The 11,457-nt window shown below is 70.4% G+C and carries 9 protein-coding genes; 4 read left to right on the forward strand and 5 right to left on the reverse strand.

All coding sequences use genetic code 11. The features are described 5' to 3' along the window. Nucleotides 1-65: 65 nt before the first annotated feature. Nucleotides 66-1,688 carry an ABC-F family ATP-binding cassette domain-containing protein gene (locus D7Y13_RS30010; RefSeq protein WP_120538401.1) on the forward strand — a complete coding sequence of 541 codons (1,623 nt, stop codon included), beginning with the start codon at nt 66-68 and terminating at the stop codon, nt 1,686-1,688. Nucleotides 1,689-1,733: 45 nt separating this feature from the next. On the opposite strand, the gene D7Y13_RS30015 is transcribed toward D7Y13_RS30010, so the two are convergent. The 3 genes from D7Y13_RS30015 to D7Y13_RS30025 all read right to left on the reverse strand — a co-directional run bounded on the left by D7Y13_RS30015 (nt 1,734) and on the right by D7Y13_RS30025 (nt 5,405). Next, a complete protein-coding gene (locus D7Y13_RS30015; protein ID WP_120585538.1) occupies nt 1,734-3,173 on the reverse strand; it encodes an aldehyde dehydrogenase family protein in 1,440 nt (479 codons plus the stop codon). A gap of 66 nt (nt 3,174-3,239) precedes the next feature. Continuing rightward, on the reverse strand, nt 3,240-4,691 hold the full coding sequence (locus D7Y13_RS30020; RefSeq protein ID WP_120537406.1) for an aldehyde dehydrogenase family protein: 1,452 nt from the start codon (nt 4,689-4,691) through the stop codon (nt 3,240-3,242). A 39-nt stretch (nt 4,692-4,730) separates the two neighbouring features. After that, nucleotides 4,731-5,405 (reverse strand): TetR/AcrR family transcriptional regulator, encoded by a 675-nt coding sequence (locus D7Y13_RS30025; protein ID WP_120585537.1) that lies wholly within the window; start codon nt 5,403-5,405, stop codon nt 4,731-4,733. A 120-nt stretch (nt 5,406-5,525) separates the two neighbouring features. On the opposite strand from D7Y13_RS30025, the gene D7Y13_RS30030 reads away from it, so the two are divergent. Both D7Y13_RS30030 and D7Y13_RS30035 read left to right on the forward strand, forming a co-directional pair. Next, nucleotides 5,526-6,146 carry a phospholipase D family protein gene (locus D7Y13_RS30030; protein WP_120537404.1) on the forward strand — a complete coding sequence of 207 codons (621 nt, stop codon included), beginning with the start codon at nt 5,526-5,528 and terminating at the stop codon, nt 6,144-6,146. Between the two features lie 83 nt (nt 6,147-6,229). Further along, nucleotides 6,230-7,630 (forward strand): sensor histidine kinase, encoded by a 1,401-nt coding sequence (locus tag D7Y13_RS30035; RefSeq protein WP_120585536.1) that lies wholly within the window; start codon nt 6,230-6,232, stop codon nt 7,628-7,630. 18 nt (nt 7,631-7,648) lie between these two features. Here the strand turns inward: D7Y13_RS30035 and D7Y13_RS30040 are convergent, their stop codons facing one another. Both D7Y13_RS30040 and D7Y13_RS30045 read right to left on the reverse strand, forming a co-directional pair. Further along, nucleotides 7,649-8,023 carry a helix-turn-helix transcriptional regulator gene (locus tag D7Y13_RS30040; RefSeq protein ID WP_120537402.1) on the reverse strand — a complete coding sequence of 125 codons (375 nt, stop codon included), beginning with the start codon at nt 8,021-8,023 and terminating at the stop codon, nt 7,649-7,651. A 428-nt stretch (nt 8,024-8,451) separates the two neighbouring features. Further along, nucleotides 8,452-9,342: an NAD(P)H-dependent flavin oxidoreductase gene (locus D7Y13_RS30045; protein ID WP_120585535.1), complete on the reverse strand. Its 891-nt coding sequence runs from the start codon at nt 9,340-9,342 to the stop codon at nt 8,452-8,454. A 238-nt stretch (nt 9,343-9,580) separates the two neighbouring features. On the opposite strand from D7Y13_RS30045, the gene D7Y13_RS30050 reads away from it, so the two are divergent. Then, nucleotides 9,581-11,457 (forward strand): HEAT repeat domain-containing protein (locus D7Y13_RS30050; RefSeq protein WP_233595900.1); only part of this gene is annotated, 1,877 nt, incomplete at its 3' end.

Raw genomic sequence — 11,457 nt, forward strand, 5'->3', positions numbered from 1 at the left:
CCCCTGGGGGGCGGGCCGTGGCATAAGGGCGCGCCGCCTGATTCCCGGGCCTCTTCGGTACGCACATGATCCGTCTCGACAACATCGGTAAGCAGCACGGGCAGCAGCTCCTCTTCGTGGAGGCGTCGGCTGCGCTCCACAAGGGAGAAAAGGTGGGCCTGGTGGGCCCGAACGGCGCGGGCAAGACGACGCTGTTCCGGATGATGACCGGCCAGGAGTACCCGGACGAAGGACAGGTCTCCATCGACCGGGGCGTCACCATTGGCTACTTCAGCCAGGACGTGGGCGAGATGGCCGGCCGCAGCGCGGTGTCCGAGGTCATGGACGGCGCGGGCCCGGTCAGCACCGTCGCGGCGGAGATGAAGGCGCTGGAGGCCGCCATGGGGGACCCCGACCAGGCGGACAACATGGAGAAGCTCGTCGAGCGCTACGGCATCGTGCAGGGCCGGTTCGAGGAGCTGGGCGGGTACGCGCTGGAGGGACGGGCGCGGGAGATTCTCGCGGGCCTCGGGTTCACCGAGGAGATGATGGACGGCGACGTCGGCGCGCTGTCGGGCGGTTGGAAGATGCGCGTGGCGCTGTCGCGCATCCTGCTGATGCGGCCGGACGCGATGTTCCTGGACGAGCCTTCCAACCACCTGGACCTGGAGTCGCTCATCTGGCTGGAGGGTTTCCTCAAGGGGTATGAGGGCGGCCTGCTGATGACGTCGCACGATCGCGAGTTCATGAACCGCATCGTGACGAAGGTGGTGGAGATCGACGGTGGCTCGCTGACGACGTACTCGGGCAACTACGACTTCTACGAGGGCCAGCGCGCGCAGAACGAAGCGCAGCAGCAGGCGCAGTACGAGCGTCAGCAGGCGATGCTCGCGAAGGAGATCAAGTTCATCGAGCGGTTCAAGGCCCGCGCGTCGCACGCGGCGCAGGTGCAGAGCCGGGTGAAGAAGCTGGAGAAGATTGAGAAGGTGGAGCCGCCGAAGCGCCGCTCCACGGTGCTCTTCGAGTTCCAGCCGCCGCCGCGTTCAGGTGACGACGTGGTGAACCTGAAGAACGTCTACAAGGGCTACGGCAAGCGGACCATCTACGAGGGGTTGGACTTCCTGGTGCGTCGCGCGGAGCGCTGGGCGGTGATGGGCGTGAACGGCGCGGGCAAGTCCACGTTGCTCAAGCTGGTGACGGGCACCACGCAGCCGGACGAAGGTTCGGTGGCGTTGGGCGGCAGCGTGAAGATGGGTTACTTCGCGCAGCACGCGATGGACCTGTTGGACGGCGAGAAGACGGTGTTCGAGTCGCTGTCGGATTCGTTCCCGCGCGCGGGCCAGGGTTCGTTGCGGGCGCTGGCGGGCTGCTTCGGGTTCAGCGGCGACGAGGTGGAGAAGAAGTGCCGGGTGCTGTCGGGTGGTGAGAAGGCGCGTCTGGTGATGGCGCAGATGCTCTACGACCCGCCGAACTTCCTGGTGCTGGACGAGCCCACGAACCATTTGGACATGGGCACGAAGGAGATGCTGATCACGGCGCTGTCGCGCTACGAGGGCACGATGTTGTTCGTGTCCCACGACCGGCACTTCCTGGGAGCGCTGTCGAACCGGGTGCTGGAATTGACCCCGGACGGCATCCACAAGTACGGCGGTGGCTACACGGAGTACGTCGCGCGCACGGGCCAGGAAGCACCCGGTCTGCGCAGCTGATGTGAAGGGCGGTGCCCTCGCGTTCAACCGACGCGAGGGCCGGGCCTACTCGAACAGCTTGCTCGCGAGCCGCGCCAGTCGCTGCGCCTTGCCCCGGTAGGGTGGGAAGAAGAGGTTGGTGAACGACGTGCGTCCCTGGCGCACCACCGCGCGCTCATGGCTGAACGCCTTGAAGCCCGTCTCCCCGTGGTACGCGCCCACGCCGCTCTGCCCGATGCCGCCGAAGGGCAGGTGCGGGTTCACGTTGTGCAACACCACGTTGTTCACCACCGTGCCGCCCGCGCTCGTCTCCTTCAACAGACGCTCCACGGTCGCCTCATCCTGGCTGAACACATACATCGCCAGGGGCTTTCCTCCCGCGCGCACCTGCGTCACCACCTCGTCCAGGGACTCGAAGCGCAGCACCGGCAACAGCGGCCCGAAGATCTCCTCCTCCATCACCGGCGCCTCCGGCGTCACGTCCGCCAGCACGGTGGGCGCGATGTAGCGCGTCTCCGCGTGCACGCCGCCCCCCGCCACCACCCGCGCGCCCTCCGCCACCGTCCGGTCCAACAGCCCGCTCACCCGCCGGAACGCCCCGTCATCCACCATGCGGCAGAAGTCTGGCGTCGCCCGCCGCGCCTCCTCCGTCTTCCCGTAGAAGCGCTCCAGCGCGGCCTTCAGCCCCGCGAGCAGCGCCTCCTCCTTCGACGCGTGCACCCAGACGTGATCCGGCGCGATGCACGTCTGCCCCGCGTTGAGGAACTTGCCCCACACAATCCGCTCCGCCGCCGTGTCCACGTCCGCTGACGCATCCACGATGACCGGCGACTTCCCACCCAGCTCCAGCGTCACCCCCGCCAGATGCCGCGCCGCCGCCTCCATCACCCGCCGGCCCACGCGCGGGCCTCCGGTGAAGAAGAAGTGGTCGAACGGCAGCCGCAACAGCGCCTCGCCCACCTCCGGCCCGCCCTCCACCAGCGCCACCTCATCCGCCGGGAACACGTCCCGCAGCAGCTGCGCCAGGAAGCGCGCCGTGCCCGGCGTCTTCTCACTGGGCTTGCACAGAACGGCGTTGCCCGCCGCCACCGCCGCCACCAGCGGCGACACCAGCAGGTGGAACGGGTAGTTCCACGGCGCCAGGATGAGCACCACGCCCTTGGGCTCCGGGTGCACTTCGCTCTTCGTGCCCGCGAGCAGCAGCGGCGCGCCCACCCTGCGTGGCTTCATCCACGCCTTCAGGTGCTTCTGCACGTGCGCCAGCTCCAGCAGCACGGGGAGGATCTCCGTCGCCTCCACCTCCGCCGCGGGCTTGTGGAAGTCCTCGTGCAGCGCGTCCGCCAGCTCCTCACGCCGCTCCAGGAGCAGTGCCTTGAGCTTCTCCAGCCGCGCCAGACGCTCCTTCGGCCCCGTCTTCGCCAGCTCCCAGCGGCGCGCCTGCAGGCGGTCGAACACCTCCTGCAGGTCTCCGGGGACCAGGGCCTCTTCCACTGACACCACGCGCATGCCGGCTCCTCTTTCCCTCGTCAGGCCCACCCTGCCGGGTGAACACCCCGCGAGCCGGCGAATTGCCTACTCCAGCATCCGGGTCGCGCGGGAGGCCCATTCCTGGGTCTTTCCCCGATACGGCGGGAAGAACACCGACGCCAGCGACTTCATCCACTGGACCATCACCGCCCGCTCATGGCTGAAGGTCTTGAACCCGTAGTGCCCGTGGTAGTTCCCCAGCCCGCTCATTCCCACCCCGCCAAACGGCAGGTTCGGGTTCGCCACGTGGATGAGCACGTTGTTCACCACCACCCCGCCCGACGTCGTGTGCTGGAGCACCTCCTCCACCACCTTCGAGTCCTGCGCGAACACGTACAGCGCCAGGGGCTTCCCGCCTTCGTTGATGTGGGCGTAGACCTCCTCGCGCCGCTCGTACGTCAGCACCGGCAACACCGGCCCGAAGATTTCTCCCTCCATGATGGGCATCGCCTTCGTCACCCCGGACAACACCGTCGGGGAGATGTACCGCGACGGCCCGTCCGCCGTGCCGCCCGCCTCCACCCTCGCCCCCGCGGCGACCGTGCGGTCCAACACCTCCTTGAGGCGCTTCCAGGCCGCCGGGTCCACCACGCGCGCGAAGTCCGGGCTCGCCTGCCGCTCCGCCTCCGTCGTGCCGTAGAAGCGCGTCAGCACCGCCTTGAACGCCTCCAGGAACGCCTGCTGCTTCGACGCCGGCACGTAGATGTAGTCCGGTGCCACGCACGTCTGGCCCGCGTTGACGAACTTGCCCCACGCCAGCGCCTCCGCCGTCGCCACCAGGTTCGCCGACTCATCGATGATGACCGGCGACTTGCCGCCCAGCTCCAGCGTCACGCTGGACAGGTACTTCGTCGCCGCCGCCATCACCTTGCGGCCGATGTTCGGGTTGCCCGTGAAGAAGAAGTGGTCGAACGGGTGCTGGAGCAGCGCCTCCGCCACGTCCGCGCCGCCCTCGAAGGCCGCCACCTCGTTCTCCGGGAACACGTCCCGCGCAAGCTGCGCCAGGAAGCGCGACGTGTGCGGCGTCTTCTCACTGGGCTTGAACATCACCGCGTTGCCCGCCGCGATGGCCGCGATGAGCGGCGCCACCAGCAACTGGAACGGGTAGTTCCACGGCGACAGGATGAGCACCACGCCCTTGGCCTCGTAGCGCACGTGGCTGGACGCGCCCTTGAGCGTCAGCGGCGTCGCCACCCGCTTGGGCTTCATCCACCCCTTCAGGTGCTTCACCGTGTGGTTCAGCTCCTCCAGCGTCGGATGGATTTCCGTCAGCTCCACCTCCACCGCCGGCTTGCGGAAGTCCTGGTGGATGGCCTCCGCCAGCTGCGCGCGGCGCTGGATGATGGCCTCGCGCAGCTTGCGCAGCCGCGCGATGCGCTCCGCGGGCGTGCTGCGCGACAGGTTCCAGCGGTTGGCGCGCTGTGCTTCGAACACCGCGCGGATGCGTTCAATCTCCGCCGAGGGCTTGGGAAGGAGGGACGCGACGGCTTCCAGCATGACGGGCTCCGTTTCAAACAGACATGTACCGCGGGTGGGTCAGCGGGCCTGGAGCCCGCGAAGAAGGGTGGTGATGGCCGCCGTCAGCTCGGCGGTGAAGTCCACGCGCAGCGGGGCCATGTGCGGCAGCGTCAGCGCCTCGCGCGCCACCGGGGCGATGTCCGCCATCTGCCTCAGGCCCGTCACCAGCGCGTGCACATGGCGGATGAACTGCCCGGCGTCCTCGGCGGTGAGGAAGGGCAGGCGCTGCTGGAGGAGCCCCGCCGTCTCTCCCATGGAGATGAGCACGCGCTCCTTGAACCGCAGCGTCTGCTCCAGCGTCACGTTCTGCTCCAGCATCGTCTGCATCCGCGCGAGCAGCCGCGTGAAGGTCTCCTCACCCTCCAGCGACTGCGCCACCGTGCGCGCGAGCTCTTCCCCCGTCCACGCCCCTTCACCCTGCGCCAGCCGCTGGTTCAGCTTCGCGAACCACGCCGTCAGCAGGTCGTCCAGGAGCGCCAGGAACAGCGCCTCCTTCGTCGGGAAGTAGAGGAACACCGTCCCCTTGGCCAGGCGCACCCGCGCCGCCACGTCCGCCATCTTCACCTCGGCGAACGACGTGGCCTCGAACAGCGAGCGCGCCGCGTCCAGCAGCTCCCGCCGCCGCGCTTCCTTGTCCTCATCCCGCCTGGCACGCGGGGAAGCGAGTCGCCTGGGTTCCGTTGGGCCCACCATCACCCGGAGTTAAATGACCAGCGGTCATCCGTCAAGCTGACCGCCGGTCATTCATCCGGCGGCCAACGCTCCGGGGGAGAATGGCGCTGTGTGGTTGAGTGTGCGACGCTGGGTCACATCATGAGGCCCATCGACGCGGAGTTGCTGGCGGGCAGCGCGCTGTACCGGGAAGTCGTGCTGCGGAAGCTGGCCCACGCGCGGGAGTCGGTGTGGATCGCCACCGCCAACGTGAAGGCCATGTACGTGGAGGGCGCCCAGGGGAAGTTCGTGCCGCTGCTGGAGGTGCTGGACGGCCTGGCGGCGAGGGGCGTCGCGCTGCGGCTGCTGCATGCGGAGCTGCCCAGCCGGCCGTTCCGGGCCGCGTTCGACGCCCGGGCGCGGCTGGTGAAGGGCGGGCTGGAGATGAAGGTCTGCCCGCGCGTGCACTTCAAGGCGGTGGTGGTGGACGGGGCCTGGGTCTACCTGGGCAGCGCGAACCTCACCGGCGCGGGGCTGGGCGCCAAGGGGGACGACGTCCGCAACTTCGAGATGGGCTTCGTCACGGAGGACTTCGACGTCATCGACCGGACGACGGCCCTCTTTGACGCGGTGTGGAATGGCGCGGAGTGTCGAGGTTGCCGGCTTCGCGCGGTGTGTCCGGACCCCATCTTGCCCTCCGGCGTGGGACAGGCGAAGAAACAGGGTCGGAAGCAAGGCCGGGATGCAGTGAGACTGGGGCAGTCCCGGCGCTTGCGTCGTTGATGGGAGAGCACCGCATGAAGTCGTCCGCGCAGCGCCATCACGCACCTCCCTGCGCGCGACGCGCCTGGGGGGACTAGGCCCGGGTGGCGCTCCTCGGCTCCAAGGCGAACGGCGACGCGGGTGACGACGACCGTGGACGCCAGCTTCAGGTGAAGCGGCGCACCTACTGGTGGTGCGCGCTGTTCTTCACGCTGGGCTCCCTGGCGCACCCGCTGGTGCTGGGCGAGCTGCGGCCGGCGTACTTCCTGGTCCACCTGGGGTGGTCCGCGGCGTTCGTCGTGTTGGGCGCGCTGGTGGGCGCGGGGTGGATCCGTGGTCCGGAGAGCGGCATCGCGGCGGGCCTGGTGAGCCTGGTGGCGCTCTCGCTGAGCATCCACATCACCGGTGGCCTGGCGAGCCCGCTGTTTCCGTCCTTCTACACGGTGCCGCTGCTCGTCGCCGTCTTCACGCCGGGCCAGCGGCTGCCGGTGTGGTCCGCCATCGTGGGCACGCTGGGCGCGGTGGTGCTGATGACGTGGCTGTCGCACACGCCATGGTCGGCGTTCCTGGCCCGGTCCATCAGCCTGGGCTTCACGTTCCTGGTGTCCGCGTATGGCGCGGAGACCTTCCGCCGGCTCCAGGCCGCGGAGCGGTCCGCGCACGTGGAGCGCGTGGAGGCCCTGCGCAAGCTGGCGGACAGCGAGCTGCGCCGCGTGCGCGTGGAGCGCCAGCGCGCGGAGGTGGAGCGGCTGGTGGTGGTGGGGCAGCTGGCCGCGGGCGTGGCCCACGAGGTGAACAACCCGCTCGCGTACGTGAAGTCGAACCTGCGCTACCTGGAAGAAGAATGGGCGGAGGGCGTGCCCGCGGACCTGGACGACGTGCGGCGCGTGCTGGAGGAGACGCAGCAGGGCGTGATGCGCATCCAGCAGATCGTCACCGACCTGCGCATGTTCTCACGCGATGAGCCCGGCGGCATGGAGTCCTGCGACGTCCCGGCGACGCTCGCCGAAGCGCAGCGGCTGGCGTCGGTGCGCCTGCGCAGCCTGGGCGTGGTGGAGCGCGACGTGACGCCCGACCTCACCCCCGCGCGCATCACCCCCCGCCACCTGGTGCAGGTGCTGGTGAACCTGCTCATCAACGCCGCCGACGCGCTGGAGTCCATCCGCCCCAGCCGGCCCGCGCACGTGGTGCTGCGCGCGCGCATGGAGGACGGTCACGTGCGCGTGGAGGTGGAGGACAACGGTCCGGGCATCGCCGACGCCGTGCTGCCGCGCCTCTTCGAGCCCTTCTTCACCACCAAGCCGCCCGGACAAGGCACCGGCCTGGGACTGGCGCTGTGCCGCGAATACGTGGCGCGCGCCGGCGGAACGCTGGAGGCGGAGAACCGCGCGCAAGGCGGTGCGCGCTTCATCCTCCGGCTGCCCGCGGCGGGCGCTGCCTCCCAGCCGCCGCGCCGGGACGTGCCCGCGCCCGTCGCCGAGGGCACGGAGCCCGTGGCCGAGTAGCGCGCGGACGTGCCTGGCTCATCGCTCCAGCGCGTGCGCGACCTGACCCAGCAGGCGCAGGCGCGGGGAGTCCAGCTTGCGCACGGTGCGCATGAGGCGGCGCACTTCCGGACGCTCGCGGTACTCCGGCGGATCCTCCGCGAGCTGCGGCGCGCCGTCCTCCGCCACCGTCGCCGTCGCGCTCAACCCCAGCAGCACATCCGAGGAGCAGCTGAGCACCAGGCACAGCTTCCGCAACGTCCGGACGCTGGGCAGCATGTGACCGCGCTCCAGCCGTCCGTAGACCTCGGTGGCGATGCCGACGCGCTCGGCCACATCGGCCTGCGTCAGTTCCAGCCGCTGCCGGGACGCGCGGACTGCGTTTCCAATGAGGGTGGCCAGTCGTTGTTCCATGGCGTCGAAAACCTGTCGAAAGAGGAGCTTCTCCCCCCGCTTTTGAGACGGAGAGGTACCGGGGAGAAGTCGCTGCCTTGCGTGACCTCGTGAGACACAGATTACGAGTGGGGTCTGACATCTCGGGACGTGCGGACGAACGCCGCAAACCCGCGACAACTCGCGGTTTCCGCCGTTCCGACGCGCCCGTTTCGCAAGGCTTCCCGGGTGCTGTTTTCTTGCGTGATGCGAGCGTCGAACCGGGGTGGTAGGCGCGGGCGCGCGCTTCCCTCCCACGACGTCACGGGAAGGCCGTGCGGGGTCGCACGACCCGCGGGGTTGTTCCGCGAGGTTCTGGACGTTTCGAAGGGTCCGGGGAGACCGCGCGCTCCGGCAATCCTGCGCCGGAGCGGGTCTTCACCGCGGACGGTGCGGCGGTGGCGAACGCTTCAGCGCGCGTCGTCCACGGACGGCAGCGCGGCGCGCGCTTCGGCGTACTCGCGCACCATGCGCTCCACGACGGCGGCTGCGGGCAGCACGTCCTTGACGAAGGCCACGCCGTGGCCCGCGCTCCAGGTGTCCTTCCACGCCTTGCCCTGGCCCGCGCGGAAGCGCTCCAGCGCGTTCTTGAGGAAGTTGCCGTGCACGCCCGTGACCTCCTTCGTGTACTCCAGGTCCTCCGGGCTCGCGTCCACCAGCGCCTGCTTGTAGTCGGGCGCGGCGCCCGCTTCTTCCGTCGCGAGGAAGCGCGTGCCCAGGTACGCGCCGTCCAGGCCCATGGCGAGCGTCGCGGCCAGATGGCGCCCCGTGGAGAGCGCGCCCGCGAGCACCACCGGGATGCCCAGCTCCTGCTTGAGCCACGGGCCCAGCACCAGCGGGCTCAGGTGGCCCGCGTGGCCGCCCGCGCCGGAGCCCACCGCGACGAGCGCGTCCACGCCCGCCTTCGCGGCCTTCTCCGCATGGCGCAGCGAAATCACGTCGCTCCACACCTTGCCGCCGTACGCGTGCACGCGCTCCACCACCGGAGTGGGGTCTCCCAGGCTGGTGATGACGAGCGGCACCTTGCGCTCCACCGTCGCGGCCATGTCCTCCTCCAGCCGCTCGGCCCACTTGAGGATGAGGTTCACGCCGAAGGGCACGTCCTTCGGAAACGTGGCGAGGAAGTCCCGGTATGCCTGCGCGGTTCTGTAGTTGAGCGACGGCACCGCGCCGATGGCGCCCGCGCGGCCAGCGGCCTCCAACAGCGCGGCGTTGGACACCAGGAACATGGGGGCGGCGATGATGGGATAGCGGATGCCCAACATCCGGGTCACGGCGGTGTCGATGCGCGAAGGGGCCATGGGCGCATTGGAGCATGCGTGCGCGCGGGCGCGAGGCCGAAAAATCGGCCTGGGCGGCGTTGTCAATCGCAGCGTGTCTCCAGAGGGGAAAACCCCTGGTGTTTCCGTGGTTTACGTAGCACGTAGGGCTGACGTAAGGTGCGCCCCCCGGCCGAGGTCGGGAAAGCCGGGGGTTCCCTTCGGTGACGCGAACCGGGGAGCGCCGCCGAGCGTTTTTGCGGGGAGGCCAGACTCAGCCGTGAGTGACGAGCGTCCGGACGCGCTGCTCAAGAGCGCACTCGAAAAGATCGTCTACTTCGAGGCCCGTGCGCAGCAGTTGCATGGCGAGCTGGCGAACGCGCGCGACGAGCTGTCGCACCTCAAGGAAGACCTGGCGCAAGCGCACCAGCGGGAGCTGGACCTGCGTCGGGAGCTGGCGGAGCTGGAGGTTCGCAGCGGCCGGGCGCTGGGGGAGCGCGAGGAGCTGACGCGGCTCAACCACGCGCTGCGGCTGGAGCGCAACCAGCTGATGGAGAAGCTGCTGGACGCCAGCCGCATCCATTCGTCCGGACAGCCGCGCGGCGCGTCCGACGACGATGACGACGAGCTGGGGTTCGACCTGGCGTCGTTCATCTCGCAGCTTCGCAGCGAGGTGATCCTCCGCAACGACACGGTGCCTCCGGTGCGCACGCCGCTGCGTGGGCCCGCGGTGCCGCTCAAGTCGCACGAGCCGCAGGTGCCGTGGACGGAGCGCCCCGCGCCGCCGGTGCCGCAGCGGGCCTCGGCGGCCTTCGTGGCGGGGGACTCGGGGCTGTCGCCGGTGGCGCGTGAGGCGCAGCGGCTGCAGAACGAGGGCCGGCTGCGGGTGAGTCCGGAGCAGATGGCGGAGTTGTCCGGCCACGCGGGCAGCCCCACGGACGAGACGCTGTTCGGGTTCTCGGTGCGGGAGCTGTCGGCGGCGGACGCGGCGGCGCGGGTTCGTGCGGCGGAGCGGCTGAAGGCGCTGGCGCACCCGGCGGCGGCGCCCGCGTTGGCGGCGGCGCTGCACGCGGAGACGGACGCGATGGCGCAGGTGGCGCTGCTCCAGGCGTTCGCGGGGCTGTGCCGGGAAGAGGGCGCTTCGGTGGTGTCGCCGTTGTTGTCGTCGCCGGTGCCGGAGGTGCGCATCGCGGCGCTCAAGGCGCTGCTGGTGCTGGCGCCCCGGGACGCGGCGCCGCATCTGGCGCAGGCGATGAAGGACTCGGACCGGTCGGTGCGCAGGCGCGCGTCGCTGTTGGCGCTGGGGCTGGAAGGGGAGACGGCGCGGCGGCTGGGCGAGGACGCCATCCACGACACGGACTCGGAGGTCCGCGCGCTGGCGGCGCTGGCGCTGGGCGCGGGTCGGGGTGAGAACGCGCGGGCGCTGCTGCTGGAGGCGCTGGATGACGGCGAGGTGCGCGTGCGCAAGGCGGCGGCGCAGAGCCTGTCGCGCATCCTGGGGCACGACGTGTCCGCGGTGGTCGCGCTGGATGATGCGCACCGGCGGCGGGAGATCCGCCGGCTGGCGACGCTGCCCGTGAAGCCCGTGCGCGCGACGCTGGAAGTGAAGACCGTGGCGCCCGTGAACCTGTCGCTGGTGGCCGCGAGTGTCGCGCAGCCGGTGGGGGTCGCGCAGGCCGTGGGTGCTGTCTCGCCGCGGGCCAACGTGAACGCCGCGCAGGTGGCGGCGAGCGCGACGCAGCAGCCGAACGTGAACGCGGCGCAGTCGATGAACGTCCCTCCGCAGGCGGTCAACGTCGCGCTGCAGGCGAACGCGGCGCAGCAGGCGGTGCTGGATGCCGCGCAGCAGGCCTTGCGCATCGCCCAGGCGGCGAATGCGACGCAGCAGGCGAACGTGGATGCCGCGCAGGCCGCGGTGAGCGTCGCACGCCAAGCGGTGGCGAACGCTTCGTCGCAGGCCGCCGTGGATGCCGCGCACGCACAGGCCTCGAACGATTCGCAGTGGACGGTGGCCCCCGCGCTCGCGGTCGCCACCGTGGGCGTGTCCCGCGCCGCACCGTCCGTGATGCACGGTGCCATGGCCGCGAACGGCGGGGCCGTTTCCTTCGCCCCGGCATCCCCCCCGTCGCGGCCGGTCGCCTCCGTTCCGCCTCCTTC

The organism is Corallococcus praedator (assembly GCF_003612125.1).
In the GTDB taxonomy this organism is placed as follows: Bacteria; Myxococcota; Myxococcia; order Myxococcales; family Myxococcaceae; genus Corallococcus; species Corallococcus praedator.